Here is a 19,314-nt window from a genome sequence, read left to right on the forward strand (position 1 = left end):
GCGGTATTGGCATGGGAAATAACTGCCTGACAAGCGCGATTATAAAATTCGAGCCGTGCGCCTGCGGTTGAATTGCAGGCTGCACAATAGCCATCGAATCGGCGCCGCCGAACTCTCCCGCTGACGCAAAATCCAAATGAATTTCAAAAGCCTTGAGGTCTTTTACTGGGTGGTCAACTTCAGCAGCTTCAACAAAGCTGCGGCAAAACTGCACACGACTCAGCCTGCAGTCTCACAACGCATTGCGGCGTTGGAGAAGGAACTGGGTATCAAGGCGTTGGACCGGACGTCTCGCGCGGTAAAGCTCACCGCGAAGGGCCGCGTCCTGTACGGGTACGCCGAGCGTTTCATGGCGCTGCATTCGGAAATGATGATGAAGGTAGCCGAAGAGCAGGCGATCAGTGGAGTCATTCGCCTGGGCGTTGCCGAAACCATCGTTCATACCTGGCTGGTGGAGTTCCTGGAGCAATGCCGCAAGCGCTATCCCAACGTGATCATCGATTTTGTCGTGGATATCACGCCCACCCTGCGCGAAGACTTGAAGTCGGGTGAGTTAGACATGGCTTTCCTGCTCGGGCCATTGAATGACGATGTGCTGATTGAAAGGCCGCTTTGCAGCTACGAACTCAACTTTCTTTCGGCGCCTTCGCTGAAAGTGGGGAAAGAACCTTTGTCGAATAGCGAGGTAGCGCGCCATCCTCTGATCACTTTTCCCAAGCGAACCTACCCGTATACGTTTCTTCATCGGGAGCTGACCACCCCCGAGCATGGCGCGCCTCGGATCTTCACCAACTGGTCCCTGTCCACCATCGTTCGCATGGCAGAGGATGGCTATGGCGTATGCGTCGTCCCGCGGTTGGCGGTAGCGAAGGAAGTGGCGCAGGGGCGGTTGAAGGTTCGGCGGGCGCAGATGCAACTGCGTGATCTGTCCTTTGCCGTGGCTTATGCGCCAGGCAGTGACCAACAGACGAAAGAGGCGTTGTCCGAGCTTGCCGGCGAGATTGCGCGGGCTTCATCCGCTGGCAATCCGCGTGGGCGAAGAAAAGCCCGCCTCTAGCAGTTCTTTCACCTCGTCAACGTATTAGTGGTTTCCCTGATAACTGCGGACTTCGTGCGCCCGCTGAAAGTGCACGCTCCTCGGAAAACTGCGATCAATAAGACAGCCTTATTGATTTCTATCCAAAGATAGGATTGGTTGTTATGAAACGACCGGGATGTAATGGGTGCGCAAAATCCCATTCAGCCTGGAGCAGCCTTGAATTCCGCAGATCCCACATCCGCCTTTGCCATCACGCTTGGTGACGTGCAGCAGGCACACGAACGCATTCGTTCCCACATCGTGCGTACCCCCTTGCTGGAGAGCGCATCGCTCAATGCATTGACGGGGGCGCGGGTGTTGATCAAGGCCGAGTCCTTGCAGAACGCCGGCGCCTTCAAGTTCCGCGGCGCGGTCAATCGGTTGCTGCAACTGAGCGACGCAGAAAAGCGAGCAGGCGTGGTGGCCTTTTCATCCGGCAACCATGCGCTGGCCACGTCGTTGGTGGCACGCACGTTAGGCATTTCGGCGTCGATCATCATGCCGGCCGACGCGCCCCGCGCCAAGATTGAGGGCGCACGCGCGAATGGTGCGGAGGTGGTGCTGTACGACCGCCAGAAGGACGACCGCGAAGCAATTGGCGCGGAAATCGCAGGCAGGACCGGCGCAGTGATCGTCCCGCCCTATGACGACCCCCACATCATGGCCGGACAAGGCACCGTCGGCCTGGAAATCGTCGAGCAAGCCCGCGACATGGGCGCGTCGCTGGACATCGTGATTGCGGCGTCCAGCGGCGGCGGTCTGGTTGCTGGCGTGGCGACGGCCGTCAAGTCGCTGTCGCCCGAAACGGCTGTGTATGCCGGTGAGCCAGCGGGCTTTGACGAACTGGCGCGATCGCTGGCATCCGGCCAGCCTGAAAGCAATGCGCCCGGCGCCAAGTCGATCTGCGACGCACTGCAGGTGGTCAAGCCGGGCAAGCTGACCTTTCCGATCAACCTGGACCTGCTTTCCGGCAGCCTTGTCGTCACCGACGACGAGGTCAGGCGTGCAATGAAAGCCGCGTATCAGCACCTGCGTCTGGTGGTGGAGCCGGGCGGCGCCGTGCCGCTTGCCGCCGTGCTGGCGGGAAAAATCGACGTTGCGGGCAAGACCGTTGTCGTCGTACTGAGCGGCGGCAACGTCGATACCCCTGTGTTCATCGAGGCGTTGAACGCCTGACCTATCATGCTGAATTCCGAATCCAAGACATATCACCGCGTTGCACGCACCATCGACGACTTCATGCGCGTCGACTACACCGGCGTGGGACTGATCGGCAATCTCTACGAGGCGCTGCAGTCGCGTCAGCCCGGATATGCCTGCATGGGCGCTGCCGAGCGGTTGCAGAAGGCCGCCCAGGAAAGCGCCGGCCCGATCCTGATTGCGACAGGTTTTCCGGAAGGCGGCGGTGCGCCCGAAACCGATGGCCCGATCGGTGCCGCGCTGATGGCCCGGGCCTTCTTCCTGGGGTTGCGTCGCGAGACCGTCATCGTCATCGACGAAGACTGGGAGGAGATGATGATCGCCACCTGCCGCGGCGCGGGCCTGGCGCCGATGCCGTTTCCGGAAGATGGCGTCATCAAGCCCTTCGATTTCTTGCGGCCGGTGTATATCAAGACGGTCCCCAAGGACGATCGCGGCGCCCACGCGGTTTGCGACGCGCTGGTGACAATAACGCGTCCCTGCGCCGCGATCGCAATCGAGCGGCCCGGAAAAAATGCCAAGGGCCTGTACCACGGGTTGGGCGGTCGCCCGCTGGACGGGTTGGTCGCTAATCTGGACTATCTGTTCGAGAGAATCCAGGCGGCAAAGATTCCGTTCATCGGCATCGGTGACGGCGGCAACGAGCTGGGCATGGGCGTGATTGCCGAGGATTTGCCACGGTTTTCACCCAAGGCCGCGGATACCGGCACGCCGGGACGCGGCGGCGTCGCCGCTGTCACGGCTGCCGACTGGCTGGTGGTGTCGAACATCTCCAATTTTGGTGCAACGGGCGTGGTGGCGGCGCTTGCTGCCTTGCTGGAGAACCCGGTGGTGTTCCACGAGCCCGAACTGGAAATCCGCAGCACCGAGCTGTGCGTCGCCAGCGGCGGCGTGGATGGCATGTTCATGGCCCCGGAGCCAGCACATGACGGCATTGCCATGCAGGAGTACGCAGGGATGGTTCGCGCACTGCGTGGCAGTGTGATGCGCGCGCTGGGTCACTCGATCAACTGGCAGGGGCATCAGGGCGACTGGAGGCAACTGAAATGAGCGCAACCACCATCTCCGGTCGGCTGGCCGAACTGGGACTTGCATTGCCAACCGTCAATCCGCCGCGCGGCAGCTACGTCCCGGCCGTGCGCGCCGGAGACTTGCTGTTCGTAGCGGGACAAGCGCCGCGGCGCAACGGCGTGCTGGAGTTCTCGGGCCGCGTGGGGCGCGATCTGAGCGTCGAGCAAGGCCGCGATGCTGCGGCGCTGTGCGCGCTCAACGTGCTCGGCCATCTGGCTCAGGCCTGCGGGGACGATCTGGCGCGCGTCGCCGGCTCGGTGCGGCTGGCCGGTGTGGTCAATTGCGCCGAGGACTTTGATGCCCATTCGAAGGTCCTGGACGGCGCTTCGGATCTGCTGACCGCTGTCCTGGGCGAGCGCGGCCTGCATGCGCGCATCGCCACCGGCGCTTCGTCGTTGCCGTCGGGCATGGCGGTGGAAGTCGAAGCCATATTCCAACTCAAACCATAAGTCAGGGCGGGGCGTCCGCCTGACATCCGCAAGGGGAAAATTCGTGCAAGCAACTCTGACTCAGCCCGCCTACGCGGGAAATGCGCCGGACCGGAATGCCGTCTACCGCAAGGTGGCGCTGCACATCATGCCGTTTCTCATGTTGTGCTACGTGGCGGCGTATCTGGACCGCATCAATATCGGCTTTGCCAAGCTGCACATGCTGAACGACCTGGGCTTCAGCGATGCCGTTTATGGCTTGGGCGCGGGACTGTTCTTTATCGGGTATCTGATCTTCGAGGTGCCCAGCAATCTGCTGATGATGCGCATCGGCGCCAAGCGGACGATTTCCCGCATCATGATTCTGTGGGGCATCATTTCGGCCGGCTTTGCCTTTGTCGAGACGCCGACGCAGTTTTACGTGTTGCGCTTCCTGCTGGGCGCGGCCGAGGCCGGCTTCTATCCTGGCGTGATCCTGTATCTGACCTATTGGTTTCCCGCAAACAAGCGCGCAAAGATGGTGGCGCTTTTTGTGGGTGCGGTGCCGTTGTCAGGAATGATCGGCGCGCCGCTTTCCGGCGCCATCATCGAATGGGGCCATGGTGCGCACTCGTTGGCTGGCTGGCAATGGATGTTCCTTATCGAAGCCGTGCCGTCGCTGATCCTCGGCCTGTTGTGCCTGAAATACCTGGCCGACAGCCCCGCGGTTGCCCCGTGGCTTACCCAGGGCGAGCGCGAGCTGGTGGAAGGCGAACTCCAGGCCGAGCGCGAGCTCACCCGTCACGACAAGTCCACCGTGTCGCTCGCGGCCACGCTGAAAGATCGGCGGGTGTGGAAGATGACCAGCATCTGCTTCTGCTCGGCCATCTGCTCTTACGGCGTGTCGTTCTGGCTACCCACGCTTGTGCAGCAGCTGAACGTGGGGGACGTCATGCACGTGGGTCTTTACACCGCAGTGCCGTTCACCGCGGCTTTCGTGGTGATGTATCTGATCGGCCGCAGTTCTGATCGCATGCGCGAGCGCCGCTGGCATCTGGTTGGACCGTTCACCTGCGTGTGCGTCGGCTTGATTGGCAGTGTCTGGTTCCATGGGTCGATGGGGCTGGCGCTTCTGTCGCTGACGATCGCCGCGGTTGGCGCCTACAGCACGACGTCCATGCTGTTCACGATTCCTGGACTGTTTCTTTCGGGCGTCGGCATGGCAGCGGGCGTGGCACTGATCAACTGCTTCGGCGGACTGGGCGGATTTGTCAGCCCGTATGTCGTCGGCGTCGTCAAGGATGTCACAGGCAGCACCGATAATGGCGTGATATTTATCGCCTGCGTGGCAATGATCGGTGCGGCCCTTACGTTGACGCTGCCCAAGAAGCTGGTGAACCGTTGATCCGATGCATTGGCCGCTCAGGCATTGCCTGCGGCCAACGCATCAAACAAGCGATCCCCGCCCATTTGCCCGCCCTTGAGCATCAGTTCAATTCCGTCGATCACGGGGTCGTCGCTGCGTGCAACGCTGACCGTCACCCCCGGCGCCAGCACGCAGCGAAACGCCAACCCCCACAATCCCAAGGCAAGCGTCGCCTGGCTTGAAGTGTCTCCGCCCGCGATGCCAATGCGGTTCAGCCGATGACCGGTCTTTGCGCTGGCGCGCACGATGTCCGCGACGAGGCTGGCGGTGGCGCGGGCTGTTGCGGCGGTCTGGTCCGCGCTGACCGAGCCGGCAGGCCTGTCGGTATACACCAGGACGTTGCGGCCTTCGGCCAATGTCGCGGCGGCCAACGCGATCTGTTGCGCGGCATAGCCGGCATCAGCCAGCAGCCGCACGACTTGCAGCGGTTGGCGCGTATAGCTTTCGCACGCAGCGATCTGTCGCGCGGTGACGGGCGACAGGCTGCCCGCGACGACCAGCACCGGGCCGTCCGACGGGCCGAGCGGGGCCGGTTGTGTAGCGGGGGCTTGTCCGGCGGGCCGGACGCGGGCCAGGGCTTGCTGCACGCTGCTCGGGCCGACGGCCACGAGCGGGGCGCGGGCTGCCTCGCGTTGAATCAGGCGGCCGATCACGGCGAGCTGCGATTCGTCCACCAGATCCAGGAGCAGCGGTCCGTCCGCGTTTTCCATGACCTGATCGATCCACCCATCGAGCTCGGCGATGTTCGTACCGGAATTCACGGCGGGGTCGGCGCCCGCGTTCACTGCCAAGTTCGCAATCGGGGGATAAGCAACATGCGGCACCGACCGCACGCCCTCCAACCCCTGCGCCTCCAAATGCCGTCGCAAATCCGCCTCGTGCATCGGCGTGACAGGATGCACGCTCATCACGGGATGGCGATCGATGCGATGAATCTCCGGCGCAGACCCCGCGCGCGCAAAGAGGTTTCCAAAACTGCAATACCGGCCAATGCTGGGCTGCCCGCCAACGATCGGCACGATGGGGTTCGCAAAATGCCGGCGCAGCTCCCGCACTGCCACCCCGATGCTGCCAATATGCGGCGAACTGTCGAACGTCGAACAGCACTTGTAATGCAGCACGCGCGCGCCGGTGCTTGCCATGAACGCGCCAACCGCGCGCAGTTCCTCGACCATCTCCGCCGGGGCCATCCCACGCGCGGCGCCCGCGATGCCGATGGCATCCAATGGCCCGGCACGTTCCAGTTGCGAAGAAGAAGGCACGCCCAAAAACAGCAGGCTGCGCAGGCCCGCCCGGGCGACCTCGGCGAGCGTGTCAGTGGCGCCGGTGAAGTCGTCGCCATACCAGCACACCTGCGGCGCGGTGCCGCCAATCATGCGCGGCTTCCAAAAAACTCCAGCGCGCGCTGCAACTCAGGCGCGTTGCGGGCGTAGTCTTCCAGCTGCTGGTTGTCCCGCACGGCGTGCCACGCCTGACGAATGCTCTGCACCCCAGCCGCCGGGCCATCCGGATGCGCCAGAATGCCCCCGCCCGACATGAACAGCAGATCGTCGCTGCGCACGGCCGCCCAGGTCGCGGGCACGGTCCCGGCCCACTGACCCGACGAGAAAGCAGGCATGACGGCGTCGTCGATCCCCGGGGTCAGCGACGCCAGGCAATCGCGCGCCGAGTCGACGACTTCGCTGTCCTCCTGCGAGAACTTGCCTTGCAACCCATGCACGTGCATGTGGTCCACACCGGCCAGCCGCCACAGCGTCTGATACGCCTGAAATCCCATGCCCAGCAACGGATGGCGCGATAGCGCGCCGAACCCATTGCGATGACCATGCAACGCCAGCGGCGTGCTGCGGCGCAAAGTCTGGATGGCGGAATAGCCGCACCAGTTCAGGCTGGCCATGACGCAAGTGCCGCCTTCGCGTTCGATCAGCTCGGCGTGGCGGCGCATGGCGTCGGTTTCGTCGGTGATGTTGAACGCAACCATCACGTTGCGGCCGGTGCGTTCGCGGTGCGCGCGCACCACGGCCATCACGGCGGCGACGCGCTGGGCGAGCGGGGCGTGGGCCGGGTTGGCGCACACCTCGTCGTCTTTGATGAAGTCCACGCCGGCCGCGCAAAGCTGCGCCACCAGGTGCGCGGTCTGCTCGGGCGAGAGGCCGACGTTTGGCTTGATGATGGTGCCGACCAGCGGACCCTTGTCCACGCCGGTCAGCGCGCGGGTGCCGGCGATGCCGACCTGGGGCAGGTCGAATTGCGCGCGGTAGTTGGCGGGCAGCTCCATGCTTTCGAGCCGCAGGCCGGTGACTTCGCCCAGGTCGTACAGATTGCCGCCGACCGTGGCGGCCAGCGTGGGCAGGTTGGCGCCCACGTTGGCGACCGGAAATGCGATGCGAATCCGCGCGCGCTGGAATTTGCCGGGCATGCCGCCCGGCTGTCGCGCGAGATATGCATTGGGCAGGCTGGGCGTGTCGACCGTTTCCAGCGTCTCGATGGATTCGATGCGGGCGCGTGCGCGGGCGCGCAGCTCGTCCGTTTCGCCCTGCACGCGCGTGAAGGTGCCGCAGGACTGCTCGCCGGCCATGACCTCCGCAACCTTGGCGGGGTCGACGGGGGTCTCAATCAGGTAGGTGGCGGTAAACGATTGGGAATTCATGGTGGCGGTGTGCGGCAGGGGTGTATCAGAGGCGGCTCAGGTCGGGGAATGCGCGGACGGGGTCCTTGCCGTCCCAGTTCACCGAGCTTTCGCGGATCAGGTCGAAGAGGCGGCCTTTGGGGCCGGCCACTTCGGAGAGCTCGATGACGGTGCCGGGGTGGTATTCGGTGTCGAAGTAGATAAAGCGGCCTTTTTCGCCGACTTCGCCGCTCATCTTGGGCTTGAAGCCTTGCGCCAACAGGCGTTCCAGGTCGGCGTCGTAGCTTTCGGTCCAGTAGGCGACGTGCTGCAGGCCGGTGCGGCCGGCTTGCAGGAAGTCTCGGTACATGGAGGGCACGTCGTTGCGGGTCTGGATCAGTTCGACCTGCACATAGCCAGAGTTGGCGAGGGCGACGGAGTTGTGCGGTTCATAGCCCTTGCCGTCGTATTGGTAATTGACGATGGGCACGCGCGGGTTGTAGTACCAGGGACCCACGCCGAGCTTGGTGCTCCAGTAGTCCATGGCGGCTTCGATGTCGTGCACGACATAACCGAGTTGGCGGATCTCGCCCAGGAAACGACTCATGTTGGATCTTTATAAAAGGGTGGCTGAGAGACGGGGAGGACGCGGCCCGCAAGGGGCCGCGCCGCGTCACAGGAAACCGATGGAGAACCAGGGGAAGGCGGCGACGACGATCAGGCCGATCAGCAGCGCGCCGATATAGCCCCAGATCGGGCGGATGCCTTCGTTGGGATCGACGCGGCTGATGGCGCAGGCGCCGTAGTAGCCGACACCGAAGGGCGGTGCGAACAGGCCGATGCCCATGGCGAAGATCACGACCATCGCGTAATGGACTTCATGCACGCCGGCCTGCACCGCGATCGGGAACAGCAGCGGGCCGAACAGCACGATGGCGGGGATGCCTTCCAGCACGCTGCCCAGGATGATGAAGGCCACGATGGAGACGGCCAGGAAGCCGTAGCTGCCGCCGGGCATGCCCGCCATCAGCTTGGCCAGATCGCCCGAGAAGCCCGATTGCGTCAACGCCCACGCCATCGCGGTGGCGCAGCCCACGATCAGCATGATGGCGCCGGACAGGGAGGCAGTCTCGATCAGCATGGGCTTGACACGCGCCCAGTCGAAGCAGCGGTAGATCACAAGGCCCACGACGACGGAGTACACGATGCCGATGGTGGAGACCTCGGTGGCGGTGGCCACGCCTTCGACGACGGCGGCGCGGATCACGAACGGCAGGGCCACGGCGGGCAGCGCGATCATGAAGAAGCGGCCGATCTCTTTGAAGGTGAAGCGCTGGACGAGGCTCAGGTCTTCCTTTCGGTAGCGCCACCAGACCACGCCGCACAGGGCCAGGCCCAGCACGACGGCGGGCAGCAGGCCGCCCGTAAACAGCGCGGCGATCGACACGCCCGTCACCGAACCGATGGTGATGAGCACGATGGACGGCGGAATCGTCTCGGTCTGCGCGCCGGTGGCGGACAGCAAGGCGACCAGATCGCCAGGCTTGGCGCCGCGCTTTTTCATTTCGGGGAACAGCACGGGCGCGATGGCCGCCATGTCGGCGATCTTCGAGCCCGAGATGCCGGACACCAGATACATGGCGCCGATCAGCACGTAGGACAGTCCGCCGCGCACGTGGCCGAGCAGGCTGGCCAGAAACTGGATCATGGCGCGCGCCATGCCTGTCATTTCGATCAGCGAGCCCAGGAAGATGAAGAGCGGCACCGCGAGCAGCATCAGGTGCGACATGCCTTCGTCCAGCCGGCCTACCATGACGACCATCGGCGTGTTGGTGGTCAGCGCCAGGTACGAGAAGGTGGCCAGCGCGAACGAGAATGCGATCGGCACGCCCGAAAACACGGTGGCGGCGACGATGCCCACGAAGAAGATCACCAGGTTCAGCTTGCCCAGTCCGGAGAACAGGGGCTGCGCGAGCCAGAACAGGCCGACGACCGCGGCAACACCCGCCAGCGCCATCGCCACCTGCGGCAGCGGCTGCGTGCGCAAGAGGCGCAGCAGCGCAATGACGCCCATCAGGCCCATGCCAACCGGAATCGCCGAGGCGCGCCACGCGTTGCTCAGTTCCAGCGCCGGCGTGATGATGAAGTGTTCTTCATGCGCGTACTCGATGGCGGGCGCCAGGATCAGCACCAGGAACGCCAGCGACGCCGCAAGCGCTGCGGTTTCAAGCTGCGCGCGACGCGCCGGGCTGACGTTGTTCACCAGCGCCGTCATGCGCATGTGCTCGCCGCGCCGCAACGCCACGACGGCGCCCAGCATGGACAGCCAGAGGAACAGGATTGACGCCAGTTCGTCGGACCAGACCAGCGGGCTGTGGAACGCGTAGCGCGCCACCACGCCCGCAAACAGGACGAGTATCTCGACCAGCACGATGGCTGCGGCAACGTGTTCGACCACGGTGCCCAACACGCTGTCGAGCGCGCCGGCCGCCCGGCGCAGGGGATTGGCCGGCAGCGCGGGCGCCGCGGCGTGGGGAGCGGACAGGGAGGACATGGCGCGCGACCTCAGGCCAGCTTGCCGACGGACTGCTCCAGGAGGCCCCAGGCCTCATTGCCGAACCGGCCTTGCCACTCCTTGTAGAAGCCCGCGGTGCGCAGTTGTTCGCGGAAGCTGTCGGCGGACGGCTGGTTGAACACCAGGCCCTTGGATTCCAGGTCTGCCTGCACCGAGGCGTTGAGCTTCTTGATGTCTTCGCGCTGGGCCAGGCCGGCTTCGTTGATGCCGCGCGCCACCACCGTCTTCAGGTCGGCGGGCAGGCCTTCCCACATGCGGCCGTTGGCGATGAACCAGTAGCCGTCCCAGATGTGCTTGGTCAGCGAGCAGTACTTCTGCACTTCGTACAGTTTGGCGACCTGGATGATGGGCAGGGGGTTTTCTTGCGCGTCCACCACCTTGGTCTGCAGCGACGAGTAGACCTCGCTGAACTGCAGGCTGGCAGGCGCGGCGCCCAGGCCCTTGAACATGGAGATCGGCAGCGAGCTCACCGGCACGCGGATCTTCAGGCCGTCCATGTCGGCGGCCGTATTGACCGGACCCTTGCTGCTGGTAGTCTGGCGGAAACCGTTGTCCCACATCTTTTCAAAGGCGTAGAGCTTGCGCTGCGCGATGGCGGCGCGCACGTGGGCGCCCAGCGCGCCGTCCATGGCGTTCCAGACCTGGTCGTAGTCCTTGAACGCGAAGCCGACGGCGTTGATGGCGGCCACCGGCACCAGCGTGGCGATCACCAGGGCGGACGGCGTGAAGAAGTCGATGCCGCCCGAGCGCACCTGAGCCAGCATGTCGGTGTCGCCGCCCAACTGGTTGTTCGGGAAGATCTTGATGTCGACGCGGCCGTTGCTTTCCTTGAGGATGCGTTCGGCCGCTTCCTGGGCGCGGATGTTCAGCGGATGCGTCACCGGCAGGTTGTTGCCGTACTTGAGCGAGTAATCGGCGGCGCGGGCGATCAGCGGAAAGCCGGTGCCGGCGACGGCGAGGGCGGGAACCGCGCAAAGGCGGCGCAGGGCACTGCGGCGAGTAAGCAGCTTCATGGTTGTCTCCGTTGTCTTGCTTATGATGTTTTTTGATGTGCCACAAAACCGCCTTAGCCCTGCGGCACTGTGGACAATAGTGAATAGGCGCTATCATCGTCAAATCTTATTCATGATGGTTTTTGATGTGAATAGAAGCGCCTCCTCTCGTGGACTCGCCAAGCTGGCGGACGTGGCTGCCCGCGCGGGCGTGTCGACGGCCACGGCCGATCGCGTGCTCAATCGCCGGCCCGGCGTGCGCCCGGCCACGGCGCAAAAGGTCTTCAAGGCCGCCATCGAACTGGATTACCTGCCGGACGATGAGGCGTACGCGGCCCCCGCGCCCGAGCCCATGCGGCTGGTGTTCCTGCTGCCGCGCGGCAGCAACCGCTATCTGCGCATGCTGGGCGATACCGTCAACTTTGCGCACGAGCACTTTGCGCCGTTAAATGCCAAGTGCCATGTCGAGTACGTGGAAAGCTTCAATCCCGATGCGCTGGCGCAGGCGCTGGCCAAACATGGCAAGCGGGCCGACGGAATTGCGTTTATGGCGCTGGAGCACCCCGTGGTGCGCGAGGCCGTGAATGCGCTGGCGCAGCAGGGCGTGCCGACGGTGACGCTGATCTCGGACATCGCCAACAGCGCGCGCACGGCTTACGTGGGATTGGACAACCGGGCCGCCGGGCGCACGGCCGGCTATCTGATCGCGCGCTTTATCGGGATGCGCGCGGCGCATGTGGCGCTGATCGCGGGGTCGCGGCATTACCGCGCCCATGAAGAGCGGGAAAGCGGATTTCTGCAGCTCTACGCCGAACAATTCCAAGCCATGCAGGTGGTGGACTTGCGCGAAGGCTATGACGACGCGCAGCGCAACTACGAACAGACGCGGCAGTTGCTGGAGCAGTATCCGCAGCTTGCCGGGATTTACAACATCGGCGGCGCGTCAGATGGTGTGGCCCGCGCGCTGAAAGAAGCAGGGCAGCAGCACCGGGTTGTTTTCATCGGGCATGGACTGACGCCCGACACGCGTTCGCTGCTGATCGACGGCACGATGGACGCCGTGATCACGCAAAGCCCGATGGAAGCGCTGATGAGCTGCGTGCGCATTTTCAGCAATCTGCGGGATAAGCGCAGCGCGATGAATGGGGTGGAATTGGCGCGCAGCCAGGTGATATTCCGGGAGAACCTGCCGTAGGGGTAGGGGCGGGCGTATTATTTCGGCTATGGGCTCGCACCCAGTGCGGCAGCGGCGGGGCACGCCGCTGCCTACTTCAACGGATGGTTCCTCTACAACGGTTGCCCGGCGCTTGCCGGCGGACGGCCGTGAAGGCGCTGCGCCATGGACCACACAGCCGACCGCCAGGCCGATCCCGCCGCTTGCGAGGCGGGGGCTGCCGCGCGATCACCGGCGGGTGATCACGATTTCCATGTACTCGCTGGGCACCACGACCGCCGAATCGCCGGAGCGGTTGAAGCGTTCGATCTGCGCGGTGATATCGGCGGTCAGCGCCGTCTGCGCCGCGGGTTCCAGCGCGCCGAAGGCCTTGAGCAGCGGGCCGTAGTAGGTCTTGAAGACCTGCATCCAGTGCTCGGGCGAGCGGTAGCGGAACACGAAATGGCGCGGTTCGCACTGAATCGACGCGGCTTGCGATCCGAACATCTCTTCGATGCGCGCCTTGGTTCCCCACAGCGCAGGCGACTTGACGCCGGCGGGCGGGGGCAGGTGCTTGCCGATGGTCTTGAAGATCTGGCCGATGAAGCCGTCGGGTGTCCAGTTGGCCAGGCCGATCTTGCCGCCGTGCTTGCACACGCGCATCAGTTCGGACGCGGCCTTGTCCTGGTCTGCCGTGAACATCACCCCGAAGGTCGACATGACGACATCGAACGCGGCGTCGGGGAAGGGCAGCGCCTCGGCGTCGGCCTCCTGGAATTCGATCTTCAGGCGTTCCGCGGCGGCGCGTTCGCGGCCGCGGCTGAGCAGCGCGGGCACGTAGTCGGTCGACGTGACGTCGCACCAGCGGCGGGCGGCGGCCAGCGTGGCATTGCCGTTGCCGGCGGCAACGTCCAGCACCTTCTGCCCGGCGCGGACATCAAGGGCTTCGCAAAGCTGTTCTCCTACGATCTGCAGCGTGGTGCCGACGACGGCGTAGTCCCCGGAGGACCAGGTGCCCTGCTGGCGGGTCTTCAAGGCGGCCAGGTCGGGCTGTGCGGTTTCGCGCACGTCACTGGTGGCAAGGGAGGAAATGGACATGGTGACTCTCCGTTATTGCGTGGGGTGCGCGACAGCATCCATTGCCAGCGCGCCGGGGTAGTGCAACCAGCGCCTAGAAGGAATTCGCGTGCCGTGCGCCCCGGAAACAACGATAAAAACCAGGCGTGGAGGCGAGCGTGGTAGCGGGCGTGGAATCTGCCGTGGATTCGACCGGCGCGGGCATCCACGTGCGCATGCTGGGACCGCTGGCGATCAGCCGCGGGGGCGCGCCGCTGGCGTTGCCGCCGTCGCGCAAGCTGCGGGCGCTGATCGCCTACCTGGCGCTGGCCCCGAACGCCGTGATGCGGGCGCACCTGTGCGAATTGCTGTGGGATATTCCGAACGATCCGCGCGGCGAGCTGCGCTGGTGCCTGAGCAAGGCGCGCGGCCTGCTGGATGAGCCGGGCCGCCGCCGGGTCGAGACGGTGCAGGACGCGGTGCGCCTCGACCTGTCCGATTGCCGCGTGGATGTCCTGGACATCGGCGCGGCGATGCAGGACGGCATCGACAAGGCGGGGCCCGACAGGCTGCGCGCCCTGTTGGCGCTGTTCCAGGGCGATTTCCTGGAAGGGCTTGAGATCGGCCGCAGTCCGTTCTTCCATAGTTGGCAGACCGCGCAGCGGCGGCGCCTGCGGGCCTGCCATGCGGCCGTGCTGGCGCACCAGGCCGCAAGCCTGCCGGCGGGCGCGGAAGAACGCTTCGCCTGCCTGGACAAGTGGCTGCAATTGGCGCCGTTCGATGCGCAGGCGCATGAACTGATGCTGGACGCGCTGGGCCTGCGCGGGCAGTGGCGCGAGGGCGAGGAACATCTGGCTGCGGCCGTGCGCGCGTTTGAGGCCGAGGGGCTGGATGGGCGGCTGCTGCGCGAGGCGTGGCGTGACGTGCGCGCCCGGCGGGCGGGCGGCGTGCAGACGTCGGGGCAGGGCTTGGGTCAAGCGCTGGATCCGGCTTTTGCGGTGGCGCCGCGGCCTGGAGAGGCGGGGGCGACGATCACGGCCGAGACAGGCGCGCTGATCACGGCCGACCCGCCGTTCCAGCCGCCGCCTGAAGCGGATCTGCTTTCCCGCCTTTCCGAGCTCCCGCCGGACCGGCGCGGACGGGCATCCATCGCGGTCATGCCGTTCGTGGACCGGTCCGCGCAGGCCGGTGTACGGGGCGGATTGGCGGACGGCCTGGCCTTTGACGTTATCGCGCGGCTGGCAAAGCTGCGCAGCCTGTTCGTCATTGCGCAGGGCACCGTGTTTGCGCTGGATCAGCGCAGCGTCGGACCGGAGGAAGCGGGCCGCACGCTCAACGTGGATTATGTCGTCAGCGGCTCGCTGCGGCGCCACGGTCAGCGACTTGCCGTGGACGTGCAACTGGTCGATTCACGCACGGCGCGGATCGTCTGGGCCGATGTCCTGGATCACCCGTTCGATGACGCCTTGCTGGCGCTGGACGAGATCGGCAACCGGATCGTGGCGTCTGTCGACATCGAGATCGAGGCGGCGGAGCGCAACCGCGCGATCCTGACGCCGCCCAATTCGCTGGACGCGTGGCAGGCGCATCACCGCGGCCTGTGGCATATGTACCGGTTCAACCGTACCGACAATGAGCAGGCCCGGCATTTCTTCGAGATGGCGGTGCGGCTGGATCCGACATTTTCGCGGGCCTATGCGGGCTTGTCGTTCACGCATTGGCAGACCGCGTTCCAGCGTTGGGACGAGCAGGGCGATGCCATCGATCGGGCGTTCGAAACCGCCGGCCAGAGCCTGATCGCCGATGACCGCGATCCGGCGGCGCATTGGGCGATGGGGCGGGCGCTGTGGCTGCGCGGCAGCCAGGATCAGTCGGTCAGTGAACTGCGGATCGCCGTGGACCTCAGCCCGAACTTCGCGCTGGGCCATTACACGCTGGGCTTTGTCGACTGCCAGATGGGCGATGCGCAAGCCGCCATCGGCGCATCCGATCACTCGCGCCACTTGAGCCCTTTCGATCCGCTGCTGTTCGGCATGCTGGCCGTGCGCGCACTGGCGCTGGTGCGGCTGGGCCGGATCGAGGAGGCGGCCGGATGGGCGATCAAGGCCGCCGCGCGCCCCAACGCGCACGTGCACATCCTGGCGATTGCCGCCTGCTGCCTGTCGCTGGCCGGCCGAACTGACGAGGCGCTGGGGTTTCTGCCCGCCATCCGCAAGGCGCAGGCGACCTACCGGGTCGACGACTTCCTGGCGTCATTCCGGCTGGAGCCCGACACGCAGGCGCTGTTCCGCGAAGGAGCGCGGCGGATCGGAATCGGATAGTGCAGCATTCGCCACGCATCGCCAGATTTCGCTTGCTAGGTAGCTGCCTAGGCAGCTAATATCCCGTCATTGATTTCGACGGCGGCGCGCCGGGCCCATCATGAGCAACGCAACTCCTTCTGTGCTGGACGAACTGTGCACCGGTGAACTGGGATTCCTGGTGACGTCGGTGCGCAACGGCATTCTGGACGCACTGGACCGCGATCTGGCCCCGTTGCAGATCACCGTGCAGCAATACGTCGTGCTCAATTGCATCGTCAAGGGGTGGGGCCGCACGCTCAGCGACTTCTGCCGGGTGCTTTCCTATGACTCGGGCGCCATGACCCGACTGCTGGATCGGATCGTGGCCAAGGGCTTCATTCGCCGGGTCGAAAACGAAGCCGACCGCCGCAGTTCGCTGATCGAGCTCACCGAACAGGGCAAGGCGGCTTTTCCGCAAGCGCGCCAAGCCACCGAAGTGGCGTTTCGCCGGCTGCTGGACGGCTTTTCCGAGGCAGAGGCGCAAGTGTTGCACAAGCTGCTGTCCCGGATCCTGATCAACGCGCGGCCGGCGTAATTTGCCGGGCGCTTTTTTTTACCCATTTATCTGCCTAGGCATATACAGCCTGGGCTGTGAACCATGTCCCAACCCAAGCCTTCCGTCCCGCTGCTCCTCGTCATCGGCGCGCTGACGTTCATCGACTTCCTGCAGAACGGCATGGCCACCTTTGGCGCAGCGCCCATCATGGGAGAAATCGGCGCCAGCCCCGAGGAATACACCCACATCGCGCTCATCTACGCCTGCGTGGCGGTCATGATGATCGCGTTGCAGGGCTGGCTTACGCATCGGCTGGGCTTGCGCGCCTACCTGCTGGCCTCGCTGGCCGCCGCCGGCATGGGCGCGGCGGTCTGCGCGCTGGCGCAGGACCCGGCGCAATTCCTGTTGGGGCGCGTGTTGATGGCGCTGGGCTGCGCAGCGATGCTTACCTCGTCCCGGCTGACCGTCAACCTGATTCCCCCCAGCCCCGCGCGCTTCCTGGGCATCAAGGCCTTGGCGACCGGTCTGTGCCTGGGGACCGCGCTGGCGCCCTGGCTGGCCGCGATGGCGGTCGAGCACGATGGCTGGCCGTTGATGTTCTGGCTGATCGCGGCGTTGTCGGTGCTGGCGATGGCGCCTGTCTTGCTGGCCATGCCGGGACGCGAGGCGGGATCGGTCCTGGCCGGCAACGTGCGCCTGCTGCCGATCGCCGCGCTGGGCGCGGGCAGCTTCCTGGTGCTGCATGCGTTGCAGCGCGCCTATTACGACTTCTTCAGCCACGGCAGTCTCCTGGCGCTGTCGGCGGCGGCGGGGGTAGCCGCGCTGGGTTACTTCGTGTGGTCGGAAACGCGCAACGGCGCGCCGCTGCTCCGGCTGGGCGGCATGAACGAAGCACGGTTCCTCTGCGGACTGGCGCTCTTCACGGTCTGCTATGTGATGCTCGGCGCCAATGGCTACCTGGTGCCGGTGATGCTGCAGCGTGCGCTGGGGCAGGCCTGGGTCACCGCGGGCAAATTCTTTGCGCTGGGATTGGGGGCGGGCGTGCTGACCTGGGCCGTGATGTCGCAATTGCTGCCGCGCTGGCCCTCGCCGCGCAAGTTCTTCGTGACCGGCTTCCTGGCGCTGGCGGCGTTCGGGGTGTGGATGTCACGCCTGACGCCCACGGCCAACATGTGGACCGACGTGTTTCCCGCGCTGGCCTGCTACGGCATGTTCATCATGACCCTCATGCCCACGACCGCGATGCAGACCTTTACGGGCCTGACGGGCGACCCGGCAGTGTTCGCTCATGCGCAGCAGGTCAAGAACATGCTGGCGCAGGTCGGCCAGGCGCTGGGGATCATGCTGGCCACCATCGGCCAGCAGTGGTTCACGTCGCGGCACTACACGGTGCTGCGGGAAAGCATTGCGACCGGCAACGCGCAGTTCGAGGCGGCGATGGCGCAGCTGACCGCCTATTTCACCGCGGCGGCGGGGCCGGCACAGGCGCAGCAGCTTGCCACGGCGCAGATCGCGCAACTGCTGGACCAGCAGTCGGTGCTGCTGGCCAGCCTGGATCATTTCCGAATCGTGGCGGGCGTGGCGCTGGTGGCGGCCGTCGTCAGCCTGGTCCAGCGCGTGTTCCGCTAGGGGCAGGGTTCAGTTGCCGCCCAGCTGCGCGATGATCTGCCGCGCCACGTCTGCCAGCGACAGGCCGCCGTCCATCGCCGCGCGTTGCAGGCGTTCGTGCGCCGCCTGCTCGGTCAGGCCGTAGCGGCTGATCAACAGCAGCTTGGCGCGGTCGATGCGTTTCCTGTCGTCGAGCGCGCCACGCACGCTGGTCAGCGCATCGTCGGCCTGCTGCATGCGCATCGTCTGCTCGCGCATCATGTCCAGAATCGACCGTTCCAGCTCGCCGCCCACGCCGTCCTCGGGCGGCACGTCCAGGATGCGGCTCTGCACGCTGAACACCATGCTGGGGACGCGGCCGCTGGCATGATCGGTGTAGCGGCTGAGCAGGAGGCGGCGGTCGTCCAGTTCCTGGCGGGTGTCGGCGATGCGCCGGGCGCACTGCTGCGCCAGTTCCTGCGCCAATTGGGTTTCAACGTTGCGCATGGCGTCGATGCGCGCCGTACACAGGTCGAACCACAGCTCGGCCAGGCCGCTGTCGACGCGCTGCGCGTCCGACGTGTGCTGCGCCATGTCGCGCATGCGTTGCACGGGTTGCGCCTGCTGCTGGATCTGGTCCCACGCCTGCAGTGGCGCGCCCTGCACATACTGCGAGTAGACGCCGAAGCTGCGGGCCTGGTTGGCCGCGAGGCCCAGCATGCGCGCCTTGCGGGCGTCGTCGAACCAGCCGGCTGTAAAGCCCATGACGCCGCAGGCGCGCTCCTGGCCGCTCAGTTCCTTGCCTTGCATGAAATTCAGCAGCGCCACCAACAGGCGCGTCACATCCGGATCGAGTGAAGAGTCGGCGGCTTCGAAGACCACTGCAAGCAGGCTGCCGATCACCTGGGTGAATCGGGTATCGGCGTCTTCCACCGCCACGCGCCGGTCGCGGACCTCGCGGCGCAAGGCCGGCAGCTCGTCCAGCCGGAAGAGGGCGTAGGCGATGCAATTGAGCAGGCGTGCCCGGCCACTGCCGGCCGCGGGGTCGGATTCCAGTCCATCAAGAAATGTGCGTACGCCGGCTTCCACGGCCTGCGCGTCGCTCGACAGGCCGGCCAGCACCGGCTGCAGCCGGTCCGCGGCGCTGCACAGGGTCAGGTTGGAGTAGCCGCGCTCCTTTTGCAGCGCGTGCACCAACGCGCTGATGCGCAGCACCAGGTCGCAGGTGGCGGCCAGGACTTCCAGTCCCTGAAGCTCGCTACGGCGGGCGGCGAGCAGGAAGCGCAGCGGCGGCGGCATGTGGCGTTCGGCCATCGGTATCTC

Annotated in this window: 16 protein-coding genes; 9 read left to right on the forward strand and 7 right to left on the reverse strand. The window is 65.5% G+C overall.

Annotation, left to right across the window (positions count from 1 at the left end):
* The first annotated feature begins 136 nt into the window (after positions 1 to 136).
* From MHZ91_RS03650 to MHZ91_RS03670, 5 genes are all read left to right on the forward strand, one after another.
* Complete coding sequence (locus MHZ91_RS03650; RefSeq protein WP_239212505.1) at positions 137 to 1,057, forward strand: LysR family transcriptional regulator; 921 nt, start codon at positions 137 to 139, stop codon at positions 1,055 to 1,057.
* Between the two features lie 198 nt (positions 1,058 to 1,255).
* Positions 1,256 to 2,254 carry a threonine/serine dehydratase gene (locus tag MHZ91_RS03655; RefSeq protein WP_239212507.1) on the forward strand — a complete coding sequence of 333 codons (999 nt, stop codon included), beginning with the start codon at positions 1,256 to 1,258 and terminating at the stop codon, positions 2,252 to 2,254.
* A 6-nt stretch (positions 2,255 to 2,260) separates the two neighbouring features.
* Complete coding sequence (locus tag MHZ91_RS03660) at positions 2,261 to 3,328, forward strand: DUF4392 domain-containing protein (RefSeq protein WP_239212509.1); 1,068 nt, start codon at positions 2,261 to 2,263, stop codon at positions 3,326 to 3,328.
* On the forward strand, positions 3,325 to 3,798 hold the full coding sequence (locus MHZ91_RS03665; RefSeq protein ID WP_239212511.1) for a RidA family protein: 474 nt from the start codon (positions 3,325 to 3,327) through the stop codon (positions 3,796 to 3,798). Before MHZ91_RS03660 ends, MHZ91_RS03665 begins: the two co-directional genes overlap by 4 nt.
* A 43-nt stretch (positions 3,799 to 3,841) precedes the next feature.
* Positions 3,842 to 5,161 carry an MFS transporter gene (locus MHZ91_RS03670; protein ID WP_239212513.1) on the forward strand — a complete coding sequence of 440 codons (1,320 nt, stop codon included), beginning with the start codon at positions 3,842 to 3,844 and terminating at the stop codon, positions 5,159 to 5,161.
* Positions 5,162 to 5,178: 17 nt separating this feature from the next.
* Here the strand turns inward: MHZ91_RS03670 and MHZ91_RS03675 are convergent, their stop codons facing one another.
* The 5 genes from MHZ91_RS03675 to MHZ91_RS03695 form a co-directional block, all read right to left on the reverse strand.
* Complete coding sequence (locus MHZ91_RS03675; RefSeq protein ID WP_239212515.1) at positions 5,179 to 6,558, reverse strand: four-carbon acid sugar kinase family protein; 1,380 nt, start codon at positions 6,556 to 6,558, stop codon at positions 5,179 to 5,181.
* A complete protein-coding gene (locus MHZ91_RS03680) occupies positions 6,555 to 7,832 on the reverse strand; it encodes a ribulose-bisphosphate carboxylase large subunit family protein (RefSeq protein WP_239212517.1) in 1,278 nt (425 codons plus the stop codon). Before MHZ91_RS03680 ends, MHZ91_RS03675 begins: the two co-directional genes overlap by 4 nt.
* A gap of 25 nt (positions 7,833 to 7,857) precedes the next feature.
* A complete protein-coding gene (locus tag MHZ91_RS03685; protein WP_175121125.1) occupies positions 7,858 to 8,397 on the reverse strand; it encodes a VOC family protein in 540 nt (179 codons plus the stop codon).
* A 66-nt stretch (positions 8,398 to 8,463) separates the two neighbouring features.
* Positions 8,464 to 10,344: a TRAP transporter large permease subunit gene (locus tag MHZ91_RS03690; RefSeq protein ID WP_175121126.1), complete on the reverse strand. Its 1,881-nt coding sequence runs from the start codon at positions 10,342 to 10,344 to the stop codon at positions 8,464 to 8,466.
* Positions 10,345 to 10,355: 11 nt separating this feature from the next.
* Complete coding sequence (locus tag MHZ91_RS03695; protein WP_105239374.1) at positions 10,356 to 11,378, reverse strand: TRAP transporter substrate-binding protein; 1,023 nt, start codon at positions 11,376 to 11,378, stop codon at positions 10,356 to 10,358.
* Between the two features lie 112 nt (positions 11,379 to 11,490).
* Between MHZ91_RS03695 and MHZ91_RS03700 the strand changes: the two genes are divergently transcribed.
* Positions 11,491 to 12,552: a LacI family DNA-binding transcriptional regulator gene (locus MHZ91_RS03700; protein WP_239212803.1), complete on the forward strand. Its 1,062-nt coding sequence runs from the start codon at positions 11,491 to 11,493 to the stop codon at positions 12,550 to 12,552.
* A gap of 207 nt (positions 12,553 to 12,759) precedes the next feature.
* Here the strand turns inward: MHZ91_RS03700 and MHZ91_RS03705 are convergent, their stop codons facing one another.
* Positions 12,760 to 13,608: a class I SAM-dependent methyltransferase gene (locus tag MHZ91_RS03705; RefSeq protein WP_218344232.1), complete on the reverse strand. Its 849-nt coding sequence runs from the start codon at positions 13,606 to 13,608 to the stop codon at positions 12,760 to 12,762.
* A 161-nt stretch (positions 13,609 to 13,769) separates the two neighbouring features.
* Here MHZ91_RS03705 and MHZ91_RS03710 point away from each other — a divergent pair, with 161 nt between their 5' ends.
* The 3 genes from MHZ91_RS03710 (at position 13,770) to MHZ91_RS03720 (ending at position 18,033) form a co-directional block, all read left to right on the forward strand.
* Positions 13,770 to 15,887 carry a transcriptional regulator gene (locus tag MHZ91_RS03710; protein WP_239212518.1) on the forward strand — a complete coding sequence of 706 codons (2,118 nt, stop codon included), beginning with the start codon at positions 13,770 to 13,772 and terminating at the stop codon, positions 15,885 to 15,887.
* A gap of 100 nt (positions 15,888 to 15,987) precedes the next feature.
* Positions 15,988 to 16,443, forward strand: a complete 456-nt coding sequence (locus MHZ91_RS03715) for a MarR family winged helix-turn-helix transcriptional regulator (protein ID WP_239212519.1) — start codon at positions 15,988 to 15,990, stop codon at positions 16,441 to 16,443.
* 63 nt (positions 16,444 to 16,506) lie between these two features.
* Positions 16,507 to 18,033, forward strand: a complete 1,527-nt coding sequence (locus tag MHZ91_RS03720; RefSeq protein ID WP_239212521.1) for an MFS transporter — start codon at positions 16,507 to 16,509, stop codon at positions 18,031 to 18,033.
* A gap of 9 nt (positions 18,034 to 18,042) precedes the next feature.
* Here the strand turns inward: MHZ91_RS03720 and MHZ91_RS03725 are convergent, their stop codons facing one another.
* The gene (locus tag MHZ91_RS03725; RefSeq protein ID WP_239212523.1) at positions 18,043 to 19,305 is read right to left on the reverse strand and encodes a nitrate- and nitrite sensing domain-containing protein; all 1,263 of its coding nucleotides are present in this window, start codon (positions 19,303 to 19,305) and stop codon (positions 18,043 to 18,045) included.
* Between the last annotated feature and the right edge of the window lie 9 nt (positions 19,306 to 19,314).

Source organism: Achromobacter sp. ACRQX (assembly GCF_022346505.1).
GTDB lineage: Bacteria > Pseudomonadota > Gammaproteobacteria > Burkholderiales > Burkholderiaceae_B > Achromobacter > Achromobacter animicus.